Consider the following 26,444-nt stretch of genomic DNA (forward strand, 5'->3'; position numbering starts at 1 on the left):
TCGCCGCATAGGTATGCTCCTGGATCATGGAACTGATCCAGGAGCAGCCTGACCTTGCCGCCTACCTGGCGGCCGACGAAGCCATCGATCACGGCCACCCGCTCGTACGCGAGACCGCCGACGCCCTGTGGACCGCCACGGGCGGCGACGCATACGCGTACGCCGGGGCGGCCTATGAGTTCGTCCGCGACACCGTCCCGCACTCGGCGGACTCCGGAGACATGCGCGTCGTCTGGCGCGCCTCCGACGTGCTGGCCACCCGCAACGGCATCTGCTACGCCAAGTCCCACGCCCTCGCCGCCCTGCTGCGCGCCCAGGGCATTCCCGCGGCCCTGTGCTACCAGCGGCTGACGGACGACGACGGCTCGAACCCGATCGTCCACGGCCTGATCGCCCTGCGCCTGCCCGGCCGTGCGCGGTGGTCCCGCCAGGACCCGCGCGGCAACAAGCCCGGCGTGGACGCCCGGTTCCGCCTCGACCGCGAGCAACTGGCCTTCCCCGTACGCCCGGAGCTCGGCGAGATCGACTATCCCGTGCTGTACGCCGCCCCGCACCCGGCCGCACTGCGCGCCCTGCGGGAGTCCGCCGACCGGCCGCGGCTGTGGCGCAACCTCCCGACGGCTCTGTGATCGCCGCCCATCGGCGCCCTGCGGGGTGAACGCCGCGTGCGGCCCCGCCTCGGGGGCGGGACCGCACGCGGGCGTATCGCTCGGATCTCGGGGCGGCGGACGACGGTACGGGTCAGCCCGCCTCGCGGACCTCGGCCGCGGTCGGCGCGGTGCCGCCCAGGTGGGCCGGCAGCCACCAGGAGTCCTCGGTGTCCTTCGGCTTGTCCGGGTAGGCGCGCTGCGCCGCGTCCAGCAGCTCCTGGACGCGCTCGCGCAGACGGCGCGTGATGGCCCCGGCGTACTGGTCCGCCGGGGCGTCCATCGGCTCGCCGATCTGGATCGTCACCGGGATGTGGCTGCGCTTGAGGTTCTTGGGGCGGCCCTTGGTCCACAGCCGCTGCGTGCCCCACAGCGCCACCGGGATCAGCGGGACCCCGGCCTCCTGCGCCATGCGCGCCGCACCCGACTTGAAGCTCTTGAGGGTGAAGGACTGCGAGATCGTGGCTTCGGGGAACACCCCGATGATCTGGCCCGAGCGCAGCGCGTCGAGCGCGTGCTGGTAGGCGGCCTCACCCTGGGTGCGGTCCACCGGGATGTGCTTCATCGCGCGCATCAGCGGGCCGGAGATCCGGTGCCGGAACACCGACTCCTTCGCCATGAAGCGGACGAGGCGCTTCTGCGGCCGTGCCGTCAGCCCGGCGAAGATGAAGTCGAGGTAGCCGATGTGGTTCGACACCAGGACCGCCCCGCCCGTGCGCGGGATGTTCTCGGTGCCCTGCATGTCGATACGGATGTCCAGCGCGCGGAACAGTCCGTGCGCGGCGCCGATCACCGGAGGGTAGACGAGCTCAGCCATGGTGGGGAGAACCCCGCTTTCTGCCTGGGGAAGTACTCCCGGCGGGAAGTTACGGAAGCGTAGGTACGCGACCATGGGGATGGTGCCCCATGCGCGCGCCGGTGGCCAGTCCACAGGCCTTTACCCGGGGAGATTCTCATCACGCCCGGAATGCGTCGCACGTGCTGCGCGCTCTGAATCAGAGGTACCTCCCGCCGGTGGCCGGGGAGGACGAACGCGCGGGGATGATGTGCGTATACGACGCGGGTGAGGGGAGTGCGGGTGCGCGAGCAGGAAGACGGGCCGATACGGCTGGGCGCCGCGGAACTGGGCGCGGAGCCGGGGGAGCGGGCCACTCTGGTGCAGTTCTCCAGCGCCTTCTGCCAGCCCTGCCGGGCCACGCGGCGGATCCTCGCCGAGGTCGCGGCGATGGTCGAGGGGGTCGCGCACGTCGAGATCGACGCCGAGCGCCGTCTCGGCCTCGTACGGGCCGTCGGCATCGAGAAGACCCCGACGGTGCTCGTCCTGGACTCCGCGGGCCGGATCGTCCGGCGGGCGGTCGGGATGCCGCGCAAGGCGGACGTCATCGCCGCCCTGGGCGCCGCCCTGTGACGCGCGGTCCGGCCGCCCGCGTGCGGCCCGGTACCGCCGCCGGCGCGGGGACTCGCGGGACCGGTCGCGCGGGGAAGCGTACGGCGGCCCCGCGTGTGCCGGTACGCGCGCCCGCACGCGGCGTGACGCGCCCGACATCTGCCGGATCCCGCTTGACTGCCTCCACGGGGAATCGCCAGGCTGGCGGGATGCGGTATGAACTCCTGCTCTACGGACGGGTCCATGTGGACCTCGTCCGATACGCGAGCGCGCGCTGTCATGATCACTGATCGCCCCGGCCCCTGATCCCCGACAGCGCCCGCGTCTCCCGCGGCAGAAGGAAGCCCCCTCATGACGGCCCCGACGGCTCCGTCCCCCCGTATCGGCTCCGGCCGGCCCGGCTCGCCCGACCTCCTGCGCTCCGTGTTCCGCCGGCATGCGGCCGGAGTCGCGGTGATCACCGCGCAGGACGCCGGCGGCCGGCCCGTGGGCTTCACCGCGACCTCGCTCAACTCCGTCTCCGCCGACCCTCCGCTGCTGTCCTTCAGTATCGGCACCGGCTCCTCCAGCTGGCCCGCGATAGGCGAGAGCGAGCACCTCGGCGTCCACATACTCGGCGAGCACCAGCAGGAGCTGGCGGGTCTGTTCGCCCGCAGCGGAGCCGACCGCTTCGGCCCGGACACGGGCTGGACCGAGGGGCCACAGGGGGTTCCGGTCCTGGACGGCGTACTGGCGTGGCTGGTCTGCCGCGTCGTGGCGCGGGTGCCCGCCGGCGCCCACCGGGTGATCATTGCCGAGGTGGTCGCGGGGGACCCCGCCGGGGCGGGTCGTCCGCTCCTGTACCACCAGGGGCGCTTCAACGCCTTGCGCGACTGAATCGTCCCTGCTGGGGCGGGTTCGGGCGGCGTTGGCCAGATCACAGTTCACCGGGCTTGCGGCGCGGGAAGACCCACGGTGTACTGACGAGTAACATTCCCCTCGGAGCGCGGGCCGCCCCGACCGGGATCCGCCCGACCAGGCGCCTATGCTGCCTGCATAAGGCGGTACCAGAAATGACGATGCGGTAGGAGAGCCGGCGTGAGCCTGAGGATCGTTGTCTGTGTGAAGTACGTGCCCGACGCCACCGGCGACCGGCAGTTCACCGAGGACTTGACCGTCAACCGTGACGACGTCGACGGCCTGCTGTCGGAGCTCGACGAGTACGCCGTCGAGCAGGCGCTGCAGATCGCCGAAGAGGCCGACGATGCCGAGATCACCGTCCTGACCGTGGGCCCCGAGGACGCCAAGGACGCGCTGCGCAAGGCGCTGTCGATGGGTGCCGACAAGGCCATCCACGTCGAGGACGACGACCTGCACGGTTCCGACGTCATGGGCACCTCGCTGGTGCTCGCCAAGGCGATCGAGAAGGCCGGCTACGACCTGGTCATCACCGGCATGGCGTCGACCGACGGCACCATGGGTGTGCTGCCGGCGATCCTGGCCGAGCGCCTGGGCGTCCCGCAGGTCACCCTGCTCTCCGAGGTCAAGGTCGAGGACGGCACCGTGACCGGCCGCCGCGACGGCGACACGGCGAGCGAGCAGCTGGAGGCCTCCCTCCCGGCTGTCGTCTCGGTGACGGACCAGTCGGGCGAGGCCCGCTACCCGTCCTTCAAGGGCATCATGGCCGCAAAGAAGAAGCCGGTTCAGTCCTGGGACCTGGAGGAGCTGGAGATCGAGGCCGACGAGGTCGGCCTGGAAGGCTCCTGGACCGCGGTCGACTCCGCGGCGCAGCGCCCGGCCCGCACCGCCGGCACGATCGTCAAGGACGAGGGCGAGGGCGGCAAGCAGCTGGCCGCCTTCCTTGCGGAGCAGAAGTTCATCTGACGAGCAGCCTGGCCGGCCGCGAGCTCGTCCGAGAGCGTCGGCCACTTTCGTCAACAGTCCCCAGACACTTCGCAATAGCAGGAGAGCAGTCCCATGGCTGAAGTTCTCGTCTACGTCGACCACGTGGACGGCGCCGTCCGCAAGCCCACCCTCGAGCTGCTGACGCTGGCCCGCCGCATCGGCGAGCCCGTCGCCGTCGCCCTGGGCGCCGGCGCCGAGGCCACCGCCGCGGTGCTCGCCGAGCACGGCGCCGTCAAGGTCCTCACCGCCGACGCACCCGAGTTCACCGAGTACCTCGTCGTCCCGAAGGTGGACGCGCTCCAGGCCGCCTACGAGGCCGTGTCCGCCGGGGGTTCCCTCGCCGCCGTGCTGGTCCCGTCCTCCGCGGAGGGCAAGGAGATCGCCGCCCGCCTGGCCGTGCGCATCGGCTCCGGCATCATCACCGACGCCATCGACCTGGAGGCGGGTGACGAGGGCCCGGTCGCGACGCAGTCCGCCTTCGCCGCGTCGTTCACCACCAAGTCCCGCGTCTCCAAGGGCACCGCGGTCATCACCGTGAAGCCGAACTCGGCCCCGGTCGAGGCCGCTCCGGCCGCCGGCGCCGTCGAGGCGCTCGCCGTCACCTTCGGCGCCCTGGCCACCGGCACCAAGATCGTCGGTCGCACCCCGCGCGAGTCGACCGGCCGCCCCGAGCTGACCGAGGCCGCGATCGTGGTCTCCGGCGGCCGCGGCGTCAACGGCGCCGAGAACTTCCACCTCATCGAGGAGCTCGCGGACTCGCTCGGTGCCGCCGTCGGAGCCTCGCGCGCCGCCGTCGACGCCGGCTGGTACCCGCACTCCAACCAGGTCGGCCAGACCGGCAAGTCGGTCTCCCCGCAGCTGTACATCGCCTCCGGCATCTCGGGCGCGATCCAGCACCGGGCCGGCATGCAGACCTCGAAGACCATCGTGGCCATCAACAAGGACGCCGAGGCCCCGATCTTCGACCTCGTCGACTACGGCGTGGTCGGCGACCTCTTCGCGGTCGTCCCGCAGCTGACCGACGAGATCAAGGCCCGCAAGGGCTGACCTGCGCATCTCTGCGTAACTCCGCGCCTCCGGGGCCGTGTGGTGATTCTCACCGCACGGCCCCGAGTCGTTTGTCCAGGATGGACGAGGGACCATTGACGGGGCGGAACCCCGTGACTAAATTCTGCAATGCGGATCTATGCTTCCGTGAAGCGGAAAAGAGGAGAGTGCACGATGGGTCAGCAGGAGAAGGTGGCGACGAGCCTCGCAGGCGCGGTCAGCGAGGGCATCAGCGCCTCCCTCGCGCCGGTGGACGCGGAACTCGCGCGCCACTACCCGGGCGACCCCGGCACCCGCCAGCCCATCCACACCGTCTACGTCCCCGGTGACGTCTTCGCCGCGGACACCATCCGCTCCTGGGGCGACCAGGCACTCGCCGCCCTCGACGAGCACGCGCCGGACGCGGCCACCTTCGCCAAGGTGCTCGGCATCTCCGACGAACTGGCCGTACCGGTCTACGACCGCGTCCGGGCCAAGCTGCGCAGCGAGCCGATCGAGGACCTCCGCGTCGACTTCGAGGACGGCTTCGGCGTCCGCTCCGACGAGGAGGAGGACCAGGCCGCGGCCCGCGCCGCCCGCCTCGTCGCGGAGGCGTTCTCCAACGGCACGAACGCCCCGTACATGGGCATCCGCATGAAGTGCATGGAGGCCAACGTCCGCGACCGCGGCATCCGCACCACCGACATCTTCCTCTCCGGTCTCCTGGAGCACGGCGGCCTCCCCGAGGGCCTCGTCCTCACCCTGCCGAAGGTCACCTACGCCGAGCAGGTCAGCGCCTTCGTGAAGCTGCTGGAGGCCTTCGAGAGGACCCGGGGCCTGCGCCCGGGCCGGATCGGCTTCGAGATCCAGATCGAGACCAGCCAGTCCATCGTGGCCTCCGACGGCACCGCCACCGTCGCCCGGATGATCGAGGCCGCCAAGGGCCGCGCCACCGGCCTGCACTACGGCACCTTCGACTACAGCGCCTGCGTCGGCGTCTCCGCCGCCTACCAGTCGAGCGACCACCCCGCCGCCGACCACGCGAAGGCGATCATGCAGGTCGCCGCCGCCGGCACCGGCGTACGGGTCTCCGACGGCTCGACGAACGTCCTGCCCATCGGCACCACCGAGCACGTCCACGAGGCCTGGAAGCTGCACTACGGCCTCACCCGCCGGGCCCTGGCCCGCGCCTACTACCAGGGCTGGGACATGCACCCGGCCCACCTGCCCACCCGTTACGCGGCCGTATTCACCTTCTACCGCGAGGGCCTCGACACCGCCGCCGCCCGTCTGAAGGCGTACGTCGCGAAGATCGAGGGCGACGTCATGGACGAGCCCGCCACCGCGAAGGCCCTGGCCGGCTACCTGGTCCGCGGCCTGGACTGCGGCGCGGTCGGCGCCGAGGAGGTCACCGCCCGGACCGGCCTGAGCCGCGCTGAGCTGGACGCCTTCGCGATCCCGCGCCGGTCGGCGACCCTGACGGCGACGGCCTGATCCCGACGTGTGTGCGGCCCGGCCGGGATTCCTCCCCGTCGGGCCGTAGGCGGAGCACCGCCCCGGGGTCAGGGGGCCGGCGGGAGCTCGCCGGAGCCGCGGGGGATGAGCCGGGTCGGGAGTTCGATGCGGGCGGGCGGGAGGTCGGCGCCCCCGAGGCGCTGGAAGAGCCGGTCCGTGGCCACCCGGCCCAGCGCCGCAGCGTCCTGTGCGACCACCGTGACGCCGGGGCGGAGCAGGTCGGCCAGCTCGAAGTCGTCGAAGCCGACCAGGGCCACCGGGCGGTCCCGGTCGGCGAGGACCCGTACGGCCGTGACTGTCACGCGGTTGTTGCCGGCGAAGACGGCGCTGACCGCCTCCGGCCCCGTCAGCATCGACCTCGCCGCCGCCGCCACGCGGTCGGCGCCGGTGGAGCCGAGGCTGACCCACGATCCGGCCACGGGCAGTCCCGCGTCCGCCATCGCCGCACGGTAGCCGCGCAGCCGCTCCGTGGCCGTGTGGATGTGCGGGTGGTCGCCGATGAAGCCGATGCGGCGGTGGCCGCGGGCGATCAGGTGGGCCACCCCGTCCCGGGCGCCGCCGAAGCTGTCCGAGAGCACCACGTCCGCGTCGATCCGGCCGGCCGGGCGGTCCACGAACACCGTGGCCACGCCCGCCCGCATCTCCGGCTCCAGGTAGCGGTGGTCGTTCCCGGCCGGGATCACGATCAGGCCGTCCACCCGGCGGGCGCAGAGCGCGAGGGCCAACTCCCGCTCGCGGTCCGGGTCTTCGGCGCTGGAGCCGTTGATGAGCAGCGCCCCGTGCGAGCGGGCCACCTCCTCGACGGCGCGGTTCAGCGGACCGTAGAAGGGGTCGGCGAGGTCCTCCAGGACGAGGCCGACGGTGGCGGTACGGCCCTTGCGCAGGACGCGGGCGCTGTCGTTGCGGCGGAAGCCCAGGGTGTCGATGGCTTCCTGGACCCGCTTCTCCGTGTCGGGCGTGACCCCCGGCTCGCCGTTGACCACCCGGGACACCGTCTTCAGGCCCACGCCCGCGTGGGCCGCCACGTCCTTCATGGTCGGCCGGTTTCCGTAACGGGGCTCGGGCGGGCGGCGGCTGTGGGGCACGGTACGCATACCTCCGGAGGTAACGGACGAGGCTCTGACCTTGAGGATAAGCACTCGGCTGATAGTGAGGTTTCCGTGGCAGGGTGGTGCGGGCAAGCCACTGGGGGCTCCGGACGAGCCATGGGGAGAGGGGTAGACGTGATTGTCTGGATCAACGGCACATTCGGTGCCGGAAAGACCAGCACGGCCCGCGAACTGGCCGGAATCATCCCGGACGGCACCCTGTTCGACCCGGAGTTCATCGGTGACGCGCTGCGCGTGCTGCTTCCGCGCAAACGGCTGGCGGAGGTCTCCGACTACCAGGACCTGCCGAGCTGGCGGCGCCTGGTCGTGGACACCGCGGCGGCGATGCTCGCGGAGCTGGGCGGGGTGCTCGTCGTGCCGATGACGCTGCTCAGGCAGGAGTACCGCGACGAGATCTTCGGCGGGCTGGCGGCGCGGCGGATAGCGGTACGGCATGTGCTGCTGGCCCCAGCGGAAACGATCCTTCGGCACCGGATCGCGACGCGCGAAGAACCGGGTGCGCCGCAGGACGTGGACCTCCGGGTGCGCCAGTGGGCCTACGACCACATCCCGGCCTACCAGCAGGCGCTCGGCTGGCTCACCGCCGACGCGCACGTCATCGACAACGGAAACCTGACCGTCCGCGAGACGGCGGAGCGGATCGCCGAAGCCGTGCGCACCGAGACCGCCCCCGCCTGCGAGATCGTGCAGACCCCGGAACCGACGCGCGAGACGGTGGCGGCCGGGGTGCTGCTCTTCGACGAGCAGGACCGGGTGCTGCTCGTCGATCCGACGTACAAGCCGGACTGGGAGTTCCCGGGCGGCATCGTCGAAGCGGGCGAGGCCCCCGCCCGCGCGGGCGTACGGGAGGTCGCGGAAGAGCTGGGCCTCGTACTGGACCGGATGCCCGGACTGCTGGTGGTGGACTGGGAGGCCCCGCGGCCACCGGGGTACGGAGGTCTCCGCCTGCTCTTCGACGGCGGCCGCCTCCCCGTCACGGCGGCGGCCCGGCTCCGGCTGCCGGGCCCGGAACTGCGCGCCTGGCGCTTCGTCACGGAGGCCGAGGCCGCCAACCTGCTTCCGCGGCACCGCTACGACCGCCTCCGCTGGGCCCTGCGCGCGCGGGAACGCGGCCGGGCCCTCTACCTGGAGGCGGGCACCCCGGTGGGCTGATCCCGCTCCCCGGCGGGACGGCGTCACGACCGCCTCAGACCGGGGTGTCGGCCACGGCCTTGGCGAGAGCGGCCGCGGCGCCCTGCGTCAGCGGGTCGCCGTGGCCGAAGCAGGCCGTCGAGGGGGAGAGCGCGGCCAGGCGGCGGAAGGAGTCGACCGCGCGGGCGCGGTCCACGTTGAAGACGCCCAGCATGAGCGGCCCGACGGCGGCGACGCAGTCGCCCGTGAACAGCACGCCGTGGCGCGGCAGGTGGACGCCGATGCTGCCGTCGGTGTGACCGGGGGCGTGGACGACGTACGCCCCGTCCCCGAAGCCCAGCACGTCGCCGTCCTCCACCTCCCGGTCGACCGGCGTGGGCGGGGCCTCGGGCACGGTCAGGCCGTGCGCGTACAGCGGGACCTCCCAGTCCAGCAGCACCGGTTCGGGCACGGGCAGCTCGCCCCGGATCACGGGTGCGTCCAAGCGGTGCGCCAGTACCTGTGCGCCCCAGCGGGCGGCGAGTTCGCCGGCCGCGCCGATGTGGTCGCGGTGGCAGTGGGTCAGGACGATCCGCTCCAGCCGCTCGGGCCGCAGTCCGAGGGAACGCACCGCGCCTTCGATCTCGGCAGCGGACTCGATGTTGCCGGCGTCGATCAGGGTGAGGGCTTCGCCGTCCCGCCACAGATACGCCTGGCCGATGGGGAAGCGGAGCATGTGCAGCCGGTCCGGAAGTACCTCGATGAGATCCATACGGCGAACGTACGCACCGACAGCCGCCCCGGGCCCGAGATTTCACCGGGAGCGCAGTACGCCCAAGGCGCAGTACGCCCAAGGCGCAGTACGCCCAAGGCGCAGTACGCCCAAGGCGCAGTACGCCCAAGGCGCAGTACGCCCAAGGCGCACTGCGCCCTGGGCGTACACAGCTCACCACCCGCCGCCGGCGGGCGTCCGGCGAGGGCCGGGCCAAAGGCGCGTCAGGCGCGCTTGGACTGCGCGTAGTTGACCAGGAACAGGGCCTCCGTCACCGACAGGCGCTCCAACTCCTGCGGCGACACGCTCTCGTTGACCGCGTGGATCTGCGCCTCCGGCTCGCTCAGCCCGATCAGCAGCATCTCTGCCTCCGGATACAGCGACGTCAGCGTGTTGCACAGCGGAATCGATCCGCCCATGCCGGCGACCTGCATCTCCTCGCCGGGGTACGCCACCCGCATGGCCGCCGCCATCGACGCGTACGCCGGGCTGCTCGTGTCCGCCTGGAAGGGCTGGCCCTGGCCCACGACCTCGAGCTCCAGCCGCGCCTGCCACGGGGTGTGCGCCACCAGGTGCGCCTCCAGCAGCTTGATCGCCTCGGCGGTGTCCACGCCCGGCGGCACGCGCAGACTGATCAGCGCCCCGGCGCTCGCGTGCACCGACGGCGTCGCACCGATCACGGGCGGGCAGTCGATGCCCAGCACGGTCACCGCCGGGCGCGCCCACAGCCGGTCCGCGATCGTCCCCTCGCCGATCAGCTCGACACCCTCCAGCACCCTCGCATCGGCACGGAAGTCCGCCTCCGGGTACTGCAGGCCGTCCCACACCGCGTCCGAGGCCAGCCCGTCGACCGTCGTCGAACCGTCCGCCGCGCGCAGCGAGTCCAGTACCCGGATCAGCGCCGCCAGCGCGTCGGGGGCGACGCCGCCGAACATGCCCGAGTGCAGATTGCCGCCCAACGTGTCGATCTTCACCTTCAGCAGGGTCATCCCGCGCAGCGTGGCCGTCACCGTCGGCAGACCGAGGCGGAAGTTGCCCGCGTCGCCGATGACGATGGTGTCGGCGGCCAGCAGCTCCGGGTGCGCCTCGGCGTACCGCTGGAGACCGCCGGTGCCCTGCTCCTCCGAGCCCTCGACGATCACCTTCACGCTCACCGGCACCCCGCCGTTGGCCTTCAGCGCGCGCAGCGCCAGCAGGTGCATGATGAAGCCGCCCTTGCAGTCCGCCGCGCCGCGCCCGTACCAGCGGCCGTCGCGCTCGGTCAGCTCGAAGGCGGGGGAGATCCAGGCGGCGTCGTCCAGCGGCGGCTGCACGTCGTAGTGGGCGTAGAGCAGAACGGTCGGCGCGCCCTCGGGGCCGGGCAGGAAGCCGTACACCGACTGCGTGCCGTCAGGGGTGTCGAGCAGCGCCACGTCCTGGAAACCCTCGACGCGCAGGGCGTCGGCCACCCAGTTCGCGGCGGCCTCGCTCTCACTCTTGGGGAACTGTGCCCAATCCGCCACCGACTGGAAGGCCACCAGCTCGGTGAGCTCCTGCTTCGCGCGGGGCATCAGCGAGGCGATGGTCTCGGCGATCGGATTCTGGGACATGGGCACGCTCCTCTTGGGTGCGACGTTGTGGTACGTGTACGCCGCCCGCATCCGCGTGGTGCGCGTATGCCGGGTACGACGAAAGACTGTCTCGATCCTCGCACAGCAGGACGAGGGGGAGTCTCGCCGTAGGATTTCCCCGGCATCGGAGCAACGGGTGATCAGGAGCGGCAGCACATCGTGAGCAGCGACGACGACGTACGCGACGCAAACGCAGGGCAAGCACCGCAGGGTGCGGGCGACGAGGTGGCCGGGGAGAGCGGCGAGGTGTGGGACGTGGTCGTGGTCGGCGCCGGACCGGCAGGGGCGTCGGCCGCGCACGCGGCGGCGACGGCGGGGCGACGCGTCCTGCTGCTGGAGAAGGCCGAGCTGCCCCGGTACAAGACGTGCGGCGGTGGCATCATCGGCCCCTCCCGTGACGCCCTGCCGCCCGGCTTCGTACTGCCCTTCAAGGACCGCGTCCACGCGGTCACCTTCTCGATGAACGGGAGACTCACCCGGACCCGGCGCTCGAAGCAGATGCTGTTCGGGCTCGTCAACCGGCCGGAGTTCGACGCCGGTCTGGTCGCCGCGGCCGAGAAGGCGGGCGCCACCGTGCGCACCGGCACGGCCGTGTCGCGCGTCGAACAGCACGGCGCCGCCGTGCCGGACCGGCGCACCGTCGCCGTCGTCCTCGCGGACGGCGAGACCGTCCTGGCCCGCGCGGTGGTCGGCGCGGACGGCAGCGCCAGCCGGATCGGCGCGCACGTCGGCGTCGAGATGGACCAGGTGGACCTCGGCCTGGAGGCGGAGATCCCCGTCCCCGAGACCGTAGCGGAGGACTGGAAGGGGCGGATCCTCATCGACTGGGGCCCGCTCCCCGGCAGTTACGGATGGGTCTTCCCCAAGGGCGACACCCTCACCGTCGGCGTCATCTCGGCGAAGGGCGAAGGCGCCGCTACCAAGCGCTACCTGGACGACTTCATCGCCCGGCTCGGACTCGCCGGCTTCGAACCGGCCGTCTCCTCCGGCCACCTGACCCGCTGCCGTACGCCCGAATCACCGCTCTCGCGCGGCCGGGTGCTGGTGGCGGGCGACGCGGCCGGACTGCTGGAGCCGTGGACCCGGGAGGGCATCTCCTTCGCACTGCGATCGGGGCGGCTGGCGGGGGAGTGGGCCGTGAAGATCTCCGAGGCGCAGGACGCCGTGGACGCCCGCCGCCAGGCCCTCAACTACGCCTTCGCCGTCAAGGCCGGGCTGGGTGTGGAGATGGGGGTCGGCAAGCGGATGCTCACCCTCTTCGAGGCCAAGCCGGGGCTGCTGCACGCGGTGATCACCGGCTTCCGGCCGGCGTGGCGGGCCTTCGCCCGCATCACGCGCGGCTCGACGACCCTGGCCGACCTGGTACGCACCTACCCGCTGGCCCGCAGGGCGCTGCACGCGCTGGACGCGCGGCAGGCGGCCAGGGCCGACGGGCCGAAGTAGGCAGGCCGTAGGTCCCGACGGCGGCGGTGCCCGGCCCGGGCCGGTCCTGCGGGCCCGGCCCCCGGGGGCGCCGTCGTCGTCGCCTTGGGCGGTGACGCACCGGATCGCGCGCGCCGGACCGATTGTCTGTCCCCCATGCCGGAGCGGGCGGTTCGGCTCCGCCCGGGCCGTCGCCCGCCTACTGTTCCCGGGGTCGTGCTCCCTGCCGCCACCGGAGGAACAGTCTCGCCGGTGCGCCGGTGGACCGGCCGCCGGTCACCTGCTAACGGCCGTCGTTCTCCGGGCGGCGGGCGAAGCGCCACAGCAGGTGGGTGACCCGTAGCAGGAACACCCCCGAGGCCAGGACCGCCCCCGCCACCGCCAGAGCGCGGTCCGCCGCCGGGGACAGGGAGAAGGCCAGGGCGGCCCCGTACACGGCGGCGAAGACGAGGCCGGCGGCGACACACGCGCTGACGAGGGCGTAGCCGATCTCGATCGTGATCGCGTCCCGGTCCGCCTGTGTACGTCTGCTCATGCGTGCAGTGTCACAGCGTTCACGGATCGTCACAAGGATGAATGCGGCGGCCCGATGGCGTCAGATGCCGGCCGTCTCGCTCCACAGCCGGGCCAGTGCCTGATCGCCCGTCACCCCCGGGCCCGCCAGCGGGAGCCGGTTCCACAAGGCCGCGTACAGCCACGCCGCCTCGCCCGTCAGCTCGCAGTCCGCCGGGTCCGCGTCGCCGCGCACCGTACGCGCCGGCTCCTGTGACAGATACACGGTCCACACCGCGCCCGTGTCCGCCGCCCGTACCCGCAGCACCCGCGGTTCCGGGGTCCGCACCCGGCTGCGCGGCCGCGCGTGGAAGCCGGTCAGCAGCTCGTCCACCCCGTCCTCCGCGAACTCCGCCTCCACCGGCGAGAACGCGACGCCGAGCGCCGCCTCGGCGTCCATCCGGTGGACGGTGGTCTCGTGGGCCTGGCGCCGCGCCCAGAACGCCAGTGGCGAGGGCGGAGCCGTCGGCAGGAAGGTCCAGCACTGCAGGTCGGCCGGGGCCTCGCTCAGGGTGCGCACCAGCTCCCCGTGCCCCTCACGGAACCAGGCGATCAGCTCCGCGCCGGCCAGTTCAGGACCCTCCGGGAACGGCAGCGGCTCCAGCAGCGCGTCCCCGACGGTGCCGGCCGCCCAGCGGTGCACCGCGCCCGTGTGGCGCAGCAGATCGCCGACCCGCCACTCCGGACAGGTGGGCACCGGGACATCCGTACCGGCCTGTTCGGCCAGATCGGCGAGCAGCTCGCCCTCCCGGGCGAGGGTCTTCACATATGCGGTGATCTCCATACGGCGGAGTCTGCCAGGAGGTCCGCCACAATGGAGGGGTGGACCGAGAACTCTTCCCGCGCGAGCGGAGCGAGATCGCCCCCGGCGCCGTGCACGTGCCGGACTGGCTCGGGGCGGCGCGCCAGGGGCAGTTGCTCGCGGCCTGTCGTGAGTGGGCCCGCCCGCCGGCAGGGCTGCGCACGGTACGCACCCCGGGCGGCGGGACGATGACCGCCCGGCAGGTCTGCCTCGGGCTGCACTGGTATCCGTACGGATACGCCCGCACCGCCGTGGACGGCGACGGAGCGCCGGTCAAGCCGATGCCGGGATGGCTCGCGGAGCTGGGGCGGGAGGCGACGGCCTCCGCGTACGGAGAACCCCTGGCGCCCGGCGCGGCCTACGACATCGCGCTGATCAACTTCTACGACGGTGACTCCCGCATGGGCATGCACCGCGACGCCGAGGAGAAGTCCGCGGCCCCGGTCGTCTCGCTCAGCCTCGGCGACAGCTGCGTCTTCCGCTTCGGCAACACCGCCTCGCGCGGACGCCCCTACCAGGACGTCGAGCTCCGCAGCGGGGATCTGTTCGTCTTCGGCGGCCCGAGCCGACTGGCCTACCACGGGGTGCCGAAGGTTCTGCCGGGCACCGCCCCGCCCGGCCTCGGGCTGACCGGGCGGCTCAACATCACACTCCGGGTCGGCGGCCTGGGGTAGCGGGCGGCGCCCGGCACCCTCCGGTCATGCGAGGATCGCTGTCATGAACGGCAACGGGGCCCCGCCGCGGGTGGGGGATGTGACCACGCCATCCGCGTCCATGACAGCCACGCGGACCAAACTGGAGCGGGGCCGTGGCGTGCTCGGCCCGGCGCTGGAGCTCGTCCACACCGGCCGCGCCCCGACCAGGGCCGTCCTGACGGCCGAGCTGGGCGTCACCCGCGCCACCGCCGGAGCCGTCGCCGCCGAGCTGGAGGCCCTCGGCCTGATCCGCGTCGACTCCCGCCCCGGCGGAGCCGGCGGCACCCAGGGCCGCCCCTCGCACCGGCTCGCCGTGGACGACAACGGTCCGGTGGCGCTGGCGGCCCAAGTGCACTCGGACGGTTTCCGGGCCGCCCTCGTCGGCCTCGGCGGGCGGATCGTGGCCACCGCTCCGGGCAAGGTCACCGTCTCCGCCGACCCCGCCCAGGTGCTCGGCGCGGTGGTGGACGCGGGCGCGGCACTGCTCGCGGAGAGCGGCCGCCGCTGTGTCGGCGCGGGACTCGCGGTCCCCTCGGCCGTCGCAGAGCCGGAGGGTACGGCGCTGAACCCGCTGCACCTGGCCTGGCCGGCCGGTTCTCCCGTACGGGCCATCTTCGCCGAGCGTGTGAAGGCGGCCGGGATCGACGGCCCTGCCCTCACCGGCAACGACGTCAACCTCGCCGCGCTGGCCGAGCACCGGCACGGCGCGGGGCGCAGCGCGCAGCACCTGCTGTGCGTCGCCACCGGGCACCGAGGGGTCGGCGGGGCGCTGGTACTGGACGGCCGCCTGCACAGCGGAAGCGCGGGGCTGGCCCTGGAGGTCGGCCACCTCACCGTGAACCCGGAGGGGCGGGCCTGCCACTGCGGCAGCCGGGGCTGCCTGGACGTGGAGGCCGATCCGCTGGCCTTCCTGACCGCGGCGGGCCGCACGCCGGGCCCCGAGGTGTCGCTGCTCCAACAGGCGCGGGACCTGCTGCGCACGGAGTACGCGGAACCCGCGGTACGGGCCGCCACCGCCGAGCTGATCGACCGGCTCGGGCTGGGTCTCGCGGGCCTGGTGAACATCCTGAATCCGGACCGGATCATCCTGGGCGGGCTGCACCGGGAGCTGCTGTACGCCGACCCGGAGCGGCTGCGCGCGGTGGTCGCGGACCGGAGCCTGTGGGGGCGCAGCGGGGGCGTACCCATCCTGCCGTGCACCCTGGACCACAACAGCCTCGTGGGCGCGGCGGAGCTGGCGTGGCAGCCGGTGCTCGACGACCCCCTGGGAGCACTGGGCGCGGCGGCCTGACCGGCCGGCTTCCGACGGACGTCCAAGCCGAGCCCGGCCGCACCGGGCCGCACGGCCGACGGTGCCTGCACGCCCATGCCGGCCGTGGCTGGCCCGCACCGGCCGACCGTGCTGGCCCGCACCGGCCGGGCCGGTCGGTGCGGCTGCTGGGATGCCCGCCCCGGTCCGACCTGCCGGACCGGGCTCGCTGGCTCCGGCGGCCGGTCCGGGCCCTACCCGGGCCGGGTGCCGACCGAGGCGGCCACCGGCACGCTCACCGGGGCGGCGCCGGGGTCCACGGCCACGAGCACCGCCCGCGCGGGTTCTCGTACGGGCTTCGTCGCGATCCGTACCGGACGGGACGGCGCCGCGTGCGCGGGTGTCGCCCGGAGCGAGAACCACACCACCTTGCCCGGGCCGTCGGCCTGGTGCCGTGCGCCCCACGCCTCGCTGACCGCCTCCACGAGCGCGAGTCCGCGTCCGCACGTCTCCAGCACGTCCGCCGGGGCCTCCCGGAGCACGGGGAGCCGCGGATCGCTGTCGGCGACCGAGACGGTGAGCCGTCCGAGGCGGAGCTCGATCTCGACCGTGCAGGTCTTGTCGGGCTGGGCGTGCAGGTGGACGTTGCTGAGCAGTTCCGTCACGCCGAGCGCGGCCCGGTCGATGAGCGGATCCAGCTGCCAGTGGCGCAATTGCGCAGAAACGATTCTGCGGACCTGGCCGATCCGCGACGGCAAGGCCTGCAGTTCGACGACGCAGTGCCTGCGGGAATGACTGATCACGGCTGCGACTCCCCGACATGAGTGTTACGGGTGCTGCACCCTCGGTAATGCTCCACCAGGGTCACCCACCGTCGGCCTGTGTGCAACCGAGCGCGACCAAAAGCGATCCGCATGGAAACCCAAAGCGACCGTTTGCGCAGGTGAGGGAGGTACATTGCGAAAGCGGGGGGCGAAAATCGTACGAAGGAGCAGGGCGCATGAGCACCACCGGTACGGCGGCCACCACCGTCGACGTCGACCGCAGCGACGCGGAGTACCGCGCCTGGCTGAAGGAGGCCGTCCGCAAGGTCCAGGCGGACGCCAACCGCTCCGCCGACACCCACCTGCTGCGCTTCCCGCTCCCCGAGGCCTGGGGCATCGACCTCTACCTCAAGGACGAGTCCACGCATCCGACGGGCTCCCTCAAGCACCGCCTCGCCCGCTCGCTCTTCCTCTACGCCCTCTGCAACGGCTGGGTCCGGCCCGGCCGCCCGGTCATCGAGGCCTCGTCCGGTTCCACCGCCGTCTCCGAGGCGTACTTCGCCAAGCTGATCGGCGTCCCGTTCATCGCCGTCATGCCGCGCACGACCAGCCCGGAGAAGTGCCGCCTCATCGAATTCCACGGCGGTGAATGCCACTTCGTGGACGACCCGATGAAGATGTACGAGGAGTCGGCGGAGCTCGCGGCGCGCACCGGCGGCCACTACATGGACCAGTTCACCTACGCCGAGCGGGCCACCGACTGGCGCGGCAACAACAACATCGCGGAATCGATGTTCCAGCAGCTGAGCCTGGAGCGGTACCCCGATCCCGCCTGGATCGTGGCGACCGCCGGCACCGGCGGCACCTCCGCGACCATCGCCCGCTACGTGCACTACATGCAGCGCGACACCCGCATCTGCGTCCCGGACCCGGAGAACTCCTGCTTCTTCGACGGCTGGACCCACAACGACCCCTACGCGTCCAGCGATTGCGGCTCGCGCATCGAGGGCATCGGCCGGCCCAGGATGGAGCCGAGCTTCGTACCGGGCGCCATCGACCGGATGATGAAGGTCCCGGACGCCGCGAGCGTGGCGGCCTGCCGTGCGCTGGAACAGGCCATCGGGCGCAAGGCGGGCGGTTCGACCGGCACCGGCCTGTGGAGCGCCCTGAAGATCATCTCCGAGATGGTGGCGGACGGCCGCACGGGCAGCGTCGTCACCCTGCTCTGCGACCCGGGCGACCGCTACCTCGACAAGTACTACTCCGACGAGTGGCTGGCGGCGCAGGGCCTCGACATCGCCCCCTACGCGAAGACGATCGAGACCCTGCTGACCACGGGGGTCTGGCGGGAGCCGGTGGCCTGACGGGTGCGGTGGCCTGACGGGTGCGGTGGCCTGACGGGTGCGGCGGCGAACCGGCTCTGGCCGGGCCCCTGTCGGCCGGCGGTCCGGCCGGCCCGGCTCGCCTCGCTAGTGCTGTGACCGGGAAGGTTTGCCGGTAAGCCCGCGGCGTCCGGTGCACTGCACTCGCTTCGCTCGCTCCGTCTCGGCTCTTTGACTGATCCTTCGGATGCCGAGCTGCATCGCAAGGCGGAGGGCCGCAGCTCGTACTCGGCCGTACTCGCGCGGTCCGACAGCTCGGCCTCCAAGTCCTCGAAGAGGAGCCGAGACGCAGTGAGCGCAGCGAACGCAGTGCAGCGAGGTGCCGTGCCGGGCGTCGCGGGCCGGTGAACCTTTCCGGTCACAGCACTAGCGCCCGGTGGAGCGCCCGGCCAGCCGGCCGTCCAGCGTACGGACCGCCGTTCGGAAGGAGTGGCCCAGCCCGGGGCGGGCCGCTGCCAGGGCCAGCCGGAAGGGGGTCGTCCCGTCCGCCGCGAAAGTCCAGCGTATGTGCGTGCCCGCGCCGGCCGGGGTCAACCGCCACTCCTCAACCAGGGCTCGCGCTCCAGGGGTGTTGGTCGCATCGACCCGGTACGCGTACCGCCGCTCCGGATCCGCCGCCATGACGGTCTCCTGGAAGCGCACGCCGCCCAGCAGCTTGATCTCGCGGCCCGCGCCGCCGCGTGTGGGGCGGGCCAGGGTCACCGCCTTGAACCACTGCGGCCAGCCCTCGACCTCTTCGGCCAGCGCCCGGTACACCGCCTCGGGCGCCGCCGCGGCCTCGGCGGCGAAGGTCAGACGCGTCGGTGCGTTCTCGAGGAAGTCCAGCCCCACGAGGCGGAGTCGGTGAGCCATGGCGGTACCTCCTGGGCGTGCGGACGTGGGTACGGACCCGGGGTGCGGACAGTGGCGCGCATCCCTGTGGGGACGAGGGTGCGGGCGGGGAAGGTCCGCGCCGGCGTGCGCTGTGCGCGACACCATAGCTGGCTGTCCGTCAGATGGCTGCCGCGCGACGGATTCCCCGGCGAAGGGCCTGGGTAGGGGCCACGCCGCGCGGTAGGCCGGAGCCGCGCCGAACCCGCCCCGTGAGCGGAGGCCGCTGTGCCGGACACCCCCATGCCCCTGCCGTCCCCGTCCCCGTCACCTCTGCCGTCACCGTCATCGTCACCTTTGCCGTCCCCGTCACCTCTGCCGTCCTCGCCGCCCCTCTCCCTCGAACTCCTCGTCCACGGAGTCGCCGGCGCCGCCCCCGGCGAGCTGCTGGGCGACCCGCGCACCGTGCGCGTCACCGGGGACTCCACCGCCGCCGTCTTCCGGCGCACCGAGGACGCCGACGCCGAAGCCCACCCCGAGCGGTACGCCGGCCGGCCCGTGCCCGAGGCCTACTGCTGGTCGCGGCTCACCTCCGGCAACGGGACCCGTGCCCTGTGGCTGCTGCTCCTGCCCTTCATGGTGGTCAACCTGGCCCATTGGGCCCGGCCCGCCGTGCCCCCCGCGGACCCGTCGCCGAGGGCGGTGCGCGCGTACGGGGTGCTCGTACGGATCCTCGCGCTCAGCCTCACCGTTCTGCTGATCGCGGCCGCCTGCGAGGTTGCCCTCGACCTGCTCGCCTGGCAGTGCGCCGGTTCCGGGACCTGCACCGGCTCCCGCTCGTGGCTCGGCTTCCTCTCGCGCGAAGGCGGCTGGTGGGCTCAGCCCGGCCGCCGCCTCGCCCTCGGCGCACTCGTTCCGGCCGCCCTGACCGGGCTGCTCTGGTTCCTCTCGAACCGCACCTGGAGCGCCTACGAATCCCAGCCGCCGCCCGTCGGCGCCGCCGAGCCGCACACCGGCCCGGCGGCGCCGACGGGCGCCACGCCCGCGCTCGGCCGCCCCGGGTTCTGGTACGGACGCCGGCTCGTGGCCCGGCTGCGCGCCGCGCACACCGCCGCCGGCCTGCTCACGGTCGCCGCAGCCGTCGTCGCCCCGGCCGCGCGCTACGACCGCCGCTCCGGCGCCCCCGTGCTCGAAGCCATCGGCTGGGCACTGGAGGCGCTGCTCGCCGCCGGGGCCCTCACCGTGGCCTGGGTGGTCTGCCGACGCGGACGCACCGAAACCCGGGCCGACCGCCGCCTCGACCGGGCCGCCGTCTCCCTGTTGCCCGGCGCCGCCCTCGCCCTCCTCGTCGCCGTCCTCCTCTACGCCGGATGGTCGCGCCCCGGTTGGACCTCCGCCGGCCGCCTCCCCGGGGACTTCGCCTTCGGCGTGCTCATGCTCGGCCAGGGCTGCTGCGTGCTCGCCCTGGCCGCCGTCGCCACCCACCTCACCCGCCGGGCCCCCGACCCGGCGGCCGCCCTGCGCGGCCTGGGCGGGCCCGCCGTCGCCATGCTCGGCTGCGCGCTGGGCGGGGTGATGTCCGGCGGCGTCGCCCAGCGCCTCGCGGACTGGCTGGACCGGGGCGCCACGCCGGGGATGGCCGGGGCCCCGCTGCCCGGGCCGCCCCTGCTGCTGTCCTGGCAGGCCGCCGTTCTGCCCCCGCTGCTCCTCGTACTGGCCCTGCTCGCCGCCTGGTTCGCGGTACGCGGAGCCCTCACCCGGCGCCGGCTCGCCCGGGACGTGGCCGCCGAGTACCCCGGGGAGCCGCCGGACCGGGACCGCAGCCGCCGGATCGCGGGCGCCCGGGCCGCCGCCGCCCTCACCGACTCCGCACCGTGGTTCGTGGCGGCCGTCTCCGGGATCACCCTGCTGCTCGGCGCCGGCGCTCTCGCCGGGGCCTGGTTCACCGGACGCGTCCCGGCCGAGGCGGCCCGCGGCACGCAGCCGCTGCTGGAGAGCGCCGCCCGCCTCGCCCAGGACGCCGGGTCCTGGCTCATAGGGTTCGGCTTCGTCCTCTTCGTCACCTGGGGCCGCCGCGCCTACCGGGATCCCGCGGCCCGCCGCACCATCGGCATCCTGTGGGACGTCGGCACCTTCTGGCCGCGCGCCGCCCACCCCTTCGCGCCGCCCTGCTACGCCGAGCGGGCCGTCCCCGACCTCACCTGGCGGATGACCGGCTGGACCGGCCGCACCGGCGGCCGCCTGGTGATCTCCGGCCACTCCCAGGGCAGCGTGCTCGCCGCGGCGGCCGTCTGGCAGCTGTCGCCGTCGGCCCGCCGCCGGGTCGCCCTGCTCACCTACGGCTCTCCGCTCGGCCGCCTCTACGGCCGCTGGTTCCCCGCCTACTTCGGCCCCGGCCCGCTCACCGCACTGCACCGGGACCTCGACTGCTGGCGCAACCTGTGGCGGGCCACCGATCCCATCGGCGGCCCGGTGCTGGCGGGCACCGGGGAGGGCGTGGACCGAGGCCCGCTCGCCGACCCGCTCGCCTACGGGCGCAGCGCGCGGTACCCGCTGCCCGCGCCGATCCTCGGACACTGCGACTACCAGGAGGATCCGGCCTTCGCCGCCGAACGCGACGCCCTGCTCTCCCGGCTGGCCGCGGCCGATGACGCCGTGGTGCCGGGCCAGCGGTTCAGCGAGGAGCCGACAGGGCGGGCTGGTCCGGCAGGGCGGGCAGCGCCGGCAGATCCGCCGGGAACAGGAGGGTGAGCTCGTCCGTACTCGGCTCCGCCAGCTGAGCCACCCGCCCCGCGTGCCGTTCGACCATCGACTCGAAGGTCTGGCGCGCGGTGCGCCCGTTGCCGAAGGCCGGACCCTTGGGCAGCTCGGTGAAGTACGTCAGCAGCGCCTCACAGGTGCCGTCACCGAGCCGGTACTCGTGCTCCTCAGCCTGCTGCTCCACGATCCGCAGCAGCTCCTGCGGCCCATAGTCCCCGAAGGTGATGGTCCGGGAGAACCGCGAGGCCACCCCCGGGTTGACCGTCAGGAAGCGGTCCATCTCCGCCGTGTAGCCCGCGACGATCACCACCACCGCGTCCCGGTGGTCCTCCATCAGCTTCACCAGCGTGTCGATCGCCTCGCGCCCGAAGTCACGGCCCGAGTCTTCGGGCGCCAGCGCGTACGCCTCGTCGATGAACAGCACCCCGCCGCGGGCCCGGTCGAAGGCCTCCTGCGTACGGATCGCGGTGGACCCGATGTGCTCGCCGACCAGGTCCACCCGGGACACCTCGACCAGGTGGCCGCGCTCCAGCACCCCGAGGGAGGCCAAGATCTCCCCGTACAGCCGGGCGACCGTGGTCTTGCCGGTACCGGGGGAGCCGGTGAAGACCAGATGCCGGCGGACCGAGGCGGCCTTGAGGCCCGCCTGCTGCCGCCGCCGGCCCACCTCGATCATGTCGGTGAGGGCGCGCACCTCGCGCTTGACGCTCTCCAGGCCGACCAGTGCGTCGAGCTGCCCGAGCACCTCGCCGGAGCCGCGCGGGGACGTCTCCGGATCCGGCAGGCCCGCGGGCCGCGGAGCGGGCATCTCCGCCGCCTGCGGTACGGGGCTCTGCGCCGCGGCGACCCTGCGGACGCCCGCCTGAGCCGCGGCAGGTCCGCCGCCCGGGGCGGTCTGGGCCGCCGCCCGCCGCCCGGACTCGTCGCTGGTGCACTCCTGGGCGAGCGGCCCGTCCTCGGCGAACTCGTACCCCCCGCGCGCACAGCGCTCGGTGTGGCAGCGCGTCAGCGTGGTGCGGCAGCCGTCGAGGACGTGGAAACCGAAGCCGGAACTGCCCGTCACGCGGCAGGCCGTGAAGGTGCCGCGGCCGCCCGCCGACACGTAGAACCCGGCCTCGGCGGGGGAGCTGACCGTGCACCGCTCCAGGACCGGATCGGCGCCCTTGGTGACGATCACCCCGGTCTGCACCGCGTCGATGGTGCAGTTGGCGAGGGTGCCGCCGCTGCCGTGGTCGCGGAACCAGGCCCCGGTGGCGGCCTCCCGGATCCGGCAGTCGTCGAGCTGCGCGGTGGCCCCGTCGCTCACCGAGACGGCGGTGTTGCGCACCTGGGACAGATCGCTGTCGACCACGTCGACGCGCGAGCCGCGGTCCAGCACGAACAACGCGTCCGGCACGTCGTGCACCCGGCACGAGTCCAGCGAGGCGGTGGCCCCGTCACTGATCCACACCGCCGGATAGTCGCCCGTACTGTCGTGGATCTCGCAGGACTCGGCATCGACCCGGGTGCCCGGGTCCCAGACGGACAGGCCGTTGCGGCCGAACCGACGCACCGTGGTGCGGCTGAGCGTGAGCACGGAACGGGAACGCAGATCCACCGCGTTCTCCGGGATGTCGTGGATGTCGCAGCCGGCCAGCGTGAGCACCGCGTCCGTGTCGAGGGTGACCCCGTCGGCCGAGGTGCGGTGCACCGAGCAGTCCGTGAGCCGGGCCGTGGCCCGCGCCGCGATCTGGACGCCGGCGCCCTTGATCTCGTACACCTCGCAGCCCAGCGCCTCCAGGCCCGAACCCTCGCCGGTGACCGCGATGCCCGCGCCCGTGGCGTGATGGACCCGGCAGCGCTCCAGCCGTGGATGCCCGCCGCCGCGCACCGAGATCCCGGTCTGACCGGCGGCCACGACCTCGCACTCCTCGAACACCCCGCCACCACCGTCCAGTACGGCGATGCCGACTCCGGTCGGATTCTCGACCGTGCACCGCCGCACCAGGGGCCGGGCCCCGCCGCGCACTTCGATCCCCGCCGCCGAGCGGGTGCTCACGCGCAGATCGGTGAGCTCGGGGGCGCCGTCCTCGACCAGCAGTGCGGGCGCCGTCCGGTCCTGGCCCTCCAGGTACAGGTCCTGAACCACGGCTGAGGCGCGCACGGTCAGCGCGACCCCGTCGAGCGGGGCGATGCGCACCGACCCCAGCGCACCCTCGGGCCCGCGCAGGGTGACGGCGTGGTGCAGCACCAGATTCTCGCGGTAGGTGCCGGGCGCGATGGACAGCACGTCGCCGTCACCCGCCGCGGCCAGTGCGGCGGTCAGCGTCGGATAATCACCGGAGCGGCGCCGCCACCGCGAAGACCCGCCATGCGTCACCTGGACCGTGCCCTGAGCCATGGTGCTGTCGTGCCCCCACCCTCGTACTCGCGCTGCCGATGCGACTGAAGCGACTGAAGCGACTGATATGGCCGCTCCACCGTAGCGCGGGTGGAGCCGGTGAGTTGCCAGGTCAACTGCCCGCGCCCGCCCGGCCCCAGTCGGGCCCCACCGCCGCCCACGCCCGGTCCAGCAGTATGTACCGCCGATGCATGAGCCGTCGTACGACCAAGCGCCGGACGGTTTCCACCAGCGCGGCCACGCAGATGGCGGCTGCCACACCCGCGATCCCGGCGTGGAAGCCGGCCGCGGACGGGTCGAGCGGCTGCCCCACCAGCCGGCCGTGCGTGTCGGTCCATATCCGGAACCGGTCGCCGGGATGCGGCGGTTCCTCCGCCGCCGGCACGGTCCCCTGGTGGCTGCTGCCGTCGGGCGCGGTCCACGCGGCCACGATCTGCGAACGCTGCGGGGCCTGCTGATGCGCCGACGGGTCGGCGGACGCGCCCGCCGCCGACTCCGGAGCCGGCCGGACCACGACCGCCGGCACGAGATACCGCTCCTGCCGTTGCTCCCGCGCGGCCCGCTGCAGCGTGCCGTCCACCTGGAGTCCCGCCATCCAGCCGACGGCCGGGGCCACCACCAGAACGCACACCAGCGCGGCGAAAGCCACCCACGCCTCGAAGAGATCGGTCGGCCGGCGCAGCGGATTGCGCCGCCAACGCCACACCCCCATTGCTGTCCACACGGTCCGGCACCCCCTTGCCTCCGCCTGCCTGCGCGTCTACGCCTCCCGCATACCCCGAAGACGCGCATTCCGGGACGCGAGAGACCTGTGTCACCCGGTCCGCTACCAGCTCCCTCGCGGGTGCTCACCTGTCTCGACTGCTCCAACGGCGTGGTCGCACCGGTTGGTTCCAGTCTGGGCCGGGAGCCCCTCGAAGGTGTCATTCCGCCAGCCTGACGCCAGCCCGTCGGCCTCCGCCCGCCTCCGCCCGCCTCCGCCCGCGATCCGCCCGGCCCCGGCTCGCGGATGCGCCACGGTCACTCCAGCACGCGGACCTCGTCTCCGACCCGCACCGTGCCCGTGCGCACCGGGACCAACTGCCGCCCGAACGCGAGCGACTTGCCGATCCGCCGGTGCCGGGCCAAGGTCTTCAGCGGCTCCTTGCCCCGCTCCGCCGTGCTCTGGTCGGTGGTGGTGACGATGCACCTCCCGCACTCCCGTGCCCCGCGGAATACGGCGTCGCCGATCGCGATGCGCCGCCAACCGTCCTCGGCCCAGGCCTCGGCACCCGATACCACCACATTCGGGCGGAAACGATTCATCGGCAGCGGGCCCTCCTGTGGATGGTCCCCCTGCGCGATCAGCGAGTTGAGCGCGTCCAGCGAGGCGAGCGTGGTGATCAACAACGGGTACCCGTCGGCCAGGCTCACAGTCTCGCCGGGCAGCGCGTAATCCGGATCCACGGGCCGGCGTACGGCCGGATCGTCCAGGTGCACCAGCCGCGCAGGCGATCCGAGGTACGCGCCGAACCAGTCGGCCGCGGCGGCCGCCGCGGCCACCGTCTCGACCCTCTTCCCGAACAGCAGGACCGGTTCCAGCGGCCCCGGCCCGGGCACCTCCACCGGCAGATCCGCCATGCCGGGCGCCGACACCACGATCCCGCCGTTCTCCCACGGCCGGGCCGCGGCCAGCGCGAGCCGCGGCTGCTGCCGCTGGGTGATGACCGCACCCCCGGTGTCGACCAGCGCCCACCGCCGGTCCCCCGCCAGACCCCAGGGCTCCACGGCCACCTCGTCGGGAGCGGTCCCCGCTACCGACTTGACGGGATGGACGTGAAGCGCCTGGACATACATGTTCGACATAGGGGCATACTGCCAGCCGTCCCCGCCGCTGCCCCAGTGAACGTCAGTGGATCAATCAGTACCCACGTCCCTGGTACGGGCGGCCGTACGGGTCCTCGTACGAGGCGGCCGGCACCGGGGCGGGAGCCGGCATCGGGCGCGGCGCGGCCGGGCGCATGGCCTCGTACCCGTTGCCCGCGGCGACCGGACGGGGCTGCTGCGGCTGGGGCTGCGGTACGTACCCCCCGCGGGCCGCGAGCTGCTGCTGCGGGATGTACGGAGCGGGCGCGTGCTGAAGCGGCATCGGCATCGGCATCTGCTGCGGCGCGGCCTGCTGCTGGTAGGGATACCCGTACGCCGGGGCGTGCTGCTGCTGCGGCACGGCCGCGGGCAGCGCGGGCAGGGCTGAGGCGAGGGCCGGCAGGTACCCACCGCTCGAATAACCGGCGCTCGGGGTGTCGTAGGCGGCGGGGACGCGGATCGGGGCGATCTGCGGAGTGCCGCGTTCGGCGACGAGGGAGTCGTAGATGGGGGTGTCCGTGAAGGAAGGCGCGGAGTAGTAACCGCCGCCATAAGTGGAGCGGGGGGAGGTCATGGGACCTAAGTTAAGCCCACGACTTCACCGGGTCCATAGCGAGGTGTCACCAACACCGCCCTGACCTGCATCTTCCCAGGTCAGGGCCACAGCTTTCACTTGACGTTCAGGTGCACGATTCGCCGCTTCCGCCCCGGCTTGGCCCTACT

The 26,444-nt window shown here is 73.3% G+C and carries 24 protein-coding genes; 12 read left to right on the top strand and 12 right to left on the bottom strand.

Annotation, left to right across the window (positions count from 1 at the left end):
• Positions 1-26: 26 nt before the first annotated feature.
• Positions 27-629: a transglutaminase family protein gene (locus ABZX75_RS19190; protein ID WP_355411937.1), complete on the top strand. Its 603-nt coding sequence runs from the start codon at positions 27-29 to the stop codon at positions 627-629.
• 112 nt (positions 630-741) lie between these two features.
• Here the strand turns inward: ABZX75_RS19190 and ABZX75_RS19195 are convergent, their stop codons facing one another.
• Positions 742-1,464, bottom strand: a complete 723-nt coding sequence (locus tag ABZX75_RS19195) for a lysophospholipid acyltransferase family protein (protein WP_355411939.1) — start codon at positions 1,462-1,464, stop codon at positions 742-744.
• A gap of 255 nt (positions 1,465-1,719) precedes the next feature.
• Between ABZX75_RS19195 and ABZX75_RS19200 the strand changes: the two genes are divergently transcribed.
• The 5 genes from ABZX75_RS19200 to ABZX75_RS19220 all read left to right on the top strand — a co-directional run bounded on the left by ABZX75_RS19200 (position 1,720) and on the right by ABZX75_RS19220 (position 6,438).
• Complete coding sequence (locus tag ABZX75_RS19200) at positions 1,720-2,055, top strand: thioredoxin family protein (RefSeq protein ID WP_355412145.1); 336 nt, start codon at positions 1,720-1,722, stop codon at positions 2,053-2,055.
• Positions 2,056-2,385: 330 nt separating this feature from the next.
• On the top strand, positions 2,386-2,910 hold the full coding sequence (locus tag ABZX75_RS19205; RefSeq protein WP_355411941.1) for a flavin reductase family protein: 525 nt from the start codon (positions 2,386-2,388) through the stop codon (positions 2,908-2,910).
• 201 nt (positions 2,911-3,111) lie between these two features.
• Positions 3,112-3,897 carry an electron transfer flavoprotein subunit beta/FixA family protein gene (locus tag ABZX75_RS19210; protein ID WP_355411943.1) on the top strand — a complete coding sequence of 262 codons (786 nt, stop codon included), beginning with the start codon at positions 3,112-3,114 and terminating at the stop codon, positions 3,895-3,897.
• A 93-nt stretch (positions 3,898-3,990) separates the two neighbouring features.
• Positions 3,991-4,965 (top strand): electron transfer flavoprotein subunit alpha/FixB family protein, encoded by a 975-nt coding sequence (locus ABZX75_RS19215; protein ID WP_355411945.1) that lies wholly within the window; start codon positions 3,991-3,993, stop codon positions 4,963-4,965.
• A 174-nt stretch (positions 4,966-5,139) separates the two neighbouring features.
• Entirely contained in the window at positions 5,140-6,438 is a 1,299-nt protein-coding gene (locus ABZX75_RS19220; protein ID WP_355411947.1) for an aldolase, read from the top strand.
• Between the two features lie 68 nt (positions 6,439-6,506).
• Here ABZX75_RS19220 and ABZX75_RS19225 read toward each other — a convergent pair whose 3' ends face one another.
• Complete coding sequence (locus ABZX75_RS19225) at positions 6,507-7,553, bottom strand: LacI family DNA-binding transcriptional regulator (RefSeq protein WP_355411949.1); 1,047 nt, start codon at positions 7,551-7,553, stop codon at positions 6,507-6,509.
• A 111-nt stretch (positions 7,554-7,664) separates the two neighbouring features.
• On the opposite strand from ABZX75_RS19225, the gene ABZX75_RS19230 reads away from it, so the two are divergent.
• A complete protein-coding gene (locus tag ABZX75_RS19230; RefSeq protein ID WP_355411951.1) occupies positions 7,665-8,720 on the top strand; it encodes an NUDIX domain-containing protein in 1,056 nt (351 codons plus the stop codon).
• A 34-nt stretch (positions 8,721-8,754) separates the two neighbouring features.
• Here the strand turns inward: ABZX75_RS19230 and ABZX75_RS19235 are convergent, their stop codons facing one another.
• Together ABZX75_RS19235 and ABZX75_RS19240 are read right to left on the bottom strand one after the other, a co-directional pair.
• Positions 8,755-9,450, bottom strand: coding sequence for an MBL fold metallo-hydrolase (locus ABZX75_RS19235; RefSeq protein ID WP_355411953.1), 696 nt, complete (start codon positions 9,448-9,450; stop codon positions 8,755-8,757).
• 224 nt (positions 9,451-9,674) lie between these two features.
• A complete protein-coding gene (locus tag ABZX75_RS19240; protein WP_355411955.1) occupies positions 9,675-11,039 on the bottom strand; it encodes a dipeptidase in 1,365 nt (454 codons plus the stop codon).
• 144 nt (positions 11,040-11,183) lie between these two features.
• Here ABZX75_RS19240 and ABZX75_RS19245 point away from each other — a divergent pair, with 144 nt between their 5' ends.
• A complete protein-coding gene (locus tag ABZX75_RS19245) occupies positions 11,184-12,503 on the top strand; it encodes a geranylgeranyl reductase family protein (protein WP_355412147.1) in 1,320 nt (439 codons plus the stop codon).
• A gap of 262 nt (positions 12,504-12,765) precedes the next feature.
• Here ABZX75_RS19245 and ABZX75_RS19250 read toward each other — a convergent pair whose 3' ends face one another.
• Entirely contained in the window at positions 12,766-13,017 is a 252-nt protein-coding gene (locus tag ABZX75_RS19250) for a DUF6332 family protein (RefSeq protein ID WP_355411957.1), read from the bottom strand.
• 60 nt (positions 13,018-13,077) lie between these two features.
• A complete protein-coding gene (locus tag ABZX75_RS19255; protein WP_355411959.1) occupies positions 13,078-13,818 on the bottom strand; it encodes a maleylpyruvate isomerase family mycothiol-dependent enzyme in 741 nt (246 codons plus the stop codon).
• A 38-nt stretch (positions 13,819-13,856) separates the two neighbouring features.
• On the opposite strand from ABZX75_RS19255, the gene ABZX75_RS19260 reads away from it, so the two are divergent.
• Positions 13,857-14,510: an alpha-ketoglutarate-dependent dioxygenase AlkB gene (locus ABZX75_RS19260; RefSeq protein WP_355411961.1), complete on the top strand. Its 654-nt coding sequence runs from the start codon at positions 13,857-13,859 to the stop codon at positions 14,508-14,510.
• A 100-nt stretch (positions 14,511-14,610) separates the two neighbouring features.
• A complete protein-coding gene (locus ABZX75_RS19265) occupies positions 14,611-15,822 on the top strand; it encodes an ROK family protein (RefSeq protein ID WP_355411963.1) in 1,212 nt (403 codons plus the stop codon).
• Positions 15,823-16,034: 212 nt separating this feature from the next.
• Here the strand turns inward: ABZX75_RS19265 and ABZX75_RS19270 are convergent, their stop codons facing one another.
• Positions 16,035-16,583: an ATP-binding protein gene (locus ABZX75_RS19270; RefSeq protein ID WP_355411965.1), complete on the bottom strand. Its 549-nt coding sequence runs from the start codon at positions 16,581-16,583 to the stop codon at positions 16,035-16,037.
• 197 nt (positions 16,584-16,780) lie between these two features.
• Here ABZX75_RS19270 and ABZX75_RS19275 point away from each other — a divergent pair, with 197 nt between their 5' ends.
• Positions 16,781-17,908 (top strand): PLP-dependent cysteine synthase family protein, encoded by a 1,128-nt coding sequence (locus ABZX75_RS19275; protein WP_355411966.1) that lies wholly within the window; start codon positions 16,781-16,783, stop codon positions 17,906-17,908.
• A 384-nt stretch (positions 17,909-18,292) separates the two neighbouring features.
• On the opposite strand, the gene ABZX75_RS19280 is transcribed toward ABZX75_RS19275, so the two are convergent.
• The gene (locus ABZX75_RS19280; RefSeq protein ID WP_355411968.1) at positions 18,293-18,778 is read right to left on the bottom strand and encodes an SRPBCC family protein; all 486 of its coding nucleotides are present in this window, start codon (positions 18,776-18,778) and stop codon (positions 18,293-18,295) included.
• A 261-nt stretch (positions 18,779-19,039) separates the two neighbouring features.
• On the opposite strand from ABZX75_RS19280, the gene ABZX75_RS19285 reads away from it, so the two are divergent.
• Entirely contained in the window at positions 19,040-21,487 is a 2,448-nt protein-coding gene (locus ABZX75_RS19285; RefSeq protein WP_355412149.1) for a hypothetical protein, read from the top strand.
• On the opposite strand, the gene ABZX75_RS19290 is transcribed toward ABZX75_RS19285, so the two are convergent.
• The 4 genes from ABZX75_RS19290 to ABZX75_RS19305 form a co-directional block, all read right to left on the bottom strand.
• Entirely contained in the window at positions 21,411-23,876 is a 2,466-nt protein-coding gene (locus ABZX75_RS19290) for a right-handed parallel beta-helix repeat-containing protein (protein WP_355411970.1), read from the bottom strand. The two genes, ABZX75_RS19285 and ABZX75_RS19290, sit on opposite strands and share 77 nt — an antisense overlap.
• A gap of 112 nt (positions 23,877-23,988) precedes the next feature.
• Positions 23,989-24,600 carry a hypothetical protein gene (locus ABZX75_RS19295; RefSeq protein ID WP_355411973.1) on the bottom strand — a complete coding sequence of 204 codons (612 nt, stop codon included), beginning with the start codon at positions 24,598-24,600 and terminating at the stop codon, positions 23,989-23,991.
• 296 nt (positions 24,601-24,896) lie between these two features.
• Positions 24,897-25,721 carry an MOSC N-terminal beta barrel domain-containing protein gene (locus ABZX75_RS19300; RefSeq protein WP_355411975.1) on the bottom strand — a complete coding sequence of 275 codons (825 nt, stop codon included), beginning with the start codon at positions 25,719-25,721 and terminating at the stop codon, positions 24,897-24,899.
• 55 nt (positions 25,722-25,776) lie between these two features.
• Positions 25,777-26,295: a DUF6643 family protein gene (locus ABZX75_RS19305; RefSeq protein ID WP_355411977.1), complete on the bottom strand. Its 519-nt coding sequence runs from the start codon at positions 26,293-26,295 to the stop codon at positions 25,777-25,779.
• Positions 26,296-26,444: the final 149 nt, after the last annotated feature.

Source organism: Streptomyces sp. NPDC003038, assembly GCF_040611115.1.
GTDB lineage: Bacteria > Actinomycetota > Actinomycetes > Streptomycetales > Streptomycetaceae > Streptomyces.

Coding starts and splice junctions, on each gene's coding strand:
- ABZX75_RS19280 (WP_355411968.1), bottom strand. CDS start 18,778: ATGGCTCACCGACTCCGCCTCGTGGGGCTGGACTTCCTCGAGAACGCA.
- ABZX75_RS19195 (WP_355411939.1), bottom strand. CDS start 1,464: ATGGCTGAGCTCGTCTACCCTCCGGTGATCGGCGCCGCGCACGGACTG.
- ABZX75_RS19300 (WP_355411975.1), bottom strand. CDS start 25,721: ATGTCGAACATGTATGTCCAGGCGCTTCACGTCCATCCCGTCAAGTCG.
- ABZX75_RS19235 (WP_355411953.1), bottom strand. CDS start 9,450: ATGGATCTCATCGAGGTACTTCCGGACCGGCTGCACATGCTCCGCTTC.
- ABZX75_RS19250 (WP_355411957.1), bottom strand. CDS start 13,017: ATGAGCAGACGTACACAGGCGGACCGGGACGCGATCACGATCGAGATC.
- ABZX75_RS19240 (WP_355411955.1), bottom strand. CDS start 11,039: ATGTCCCAGAATCCGATCGCCGAGACCATCGCCTCGCTGATGCCCCGC.
- ABZX75_RS19230 (WP_355411951.1), top strand. CDS start 7,665: ATGGGGAGAGGGGTAGACGTGATTGTCTGGATCAACGGCACATTCGGT.
- ABZX75_RS19265 (WP_355411963.1), top strand. CDS start 14,611: ATGACAGCCACGCGGACCAAACTGGAGCGGGGCCGTGGCGTGCTCGGC.
- ABZX75_RS19190 (WP_355411937.1), top strand. CDS start 27: ATGGAACTGATCCAGGAGCAGCCTGACCTTGCCGCCTACCTGGCGGCC.
- ABZX75_RS19220 (WP_355411947.1), top strand. CDS start 5,140: ATGGGTCAGCAGGAGAAGGTGGCGACGAGCCTCGCAGGCGCGGTCAGC.
- ABZX75_RS19225 (WP_355411949.1), bottom strand. CDS start 7,553: ATGCGTACCGTGCCCCACAGCCGCCGCCCGCCCGAGCCCCGTTACGGA.
- ABZX75_RS19275 (WP_355411966.1), top strand. CDS start 16,781: ATGAGCACCACCGGTACGGCGGCCACCACCGTCGACGTCGACCGCAGC.
- ABZX75_RS19285 (WP_355412149.1), top strand. CDS start 19,040: ATGCCCCTGCCGTCCCCGTCCCCGTCACCTCTGCCGTCACCGTCATCG.
- ABZX75_RS19305 (WP_355411977.1), bottom strand. CDS start 26,295: ATGACCTCCCCCCGCTCCACTTATGGCGGCGGTTACTACTCCGCGCCT.
- ABZX75_RS19205 (WP_355411941.1), top strand. CDS start 2,386: ATGACGGCCCCGACGGCTCCGTCCCCCCGTATCGGCTCCGGCCGGCCC.
- ABZX75_RS19215 (WP_355411945.1), top strand. CDS start 3,991: ATGGCTGAAGTTCTCGTCTACGTCGACCACGTGGACGGCGCCGTCCGC.
- ABZX75_RS19255 (WP_355411959.1), bottom strand. CDS start 13,818: ATGGAGATCACCGCATATGTGAAGACCCTCGCCCGGGAGGGCGAGCTG.
- ABZX75_RS19290 (WP_355411970.1), bottom strand. CDS start 23,876: ATGGCTCAGGGCACGGTCCAGGTGACGCATGGCGGGTCTTCGCGGTGG.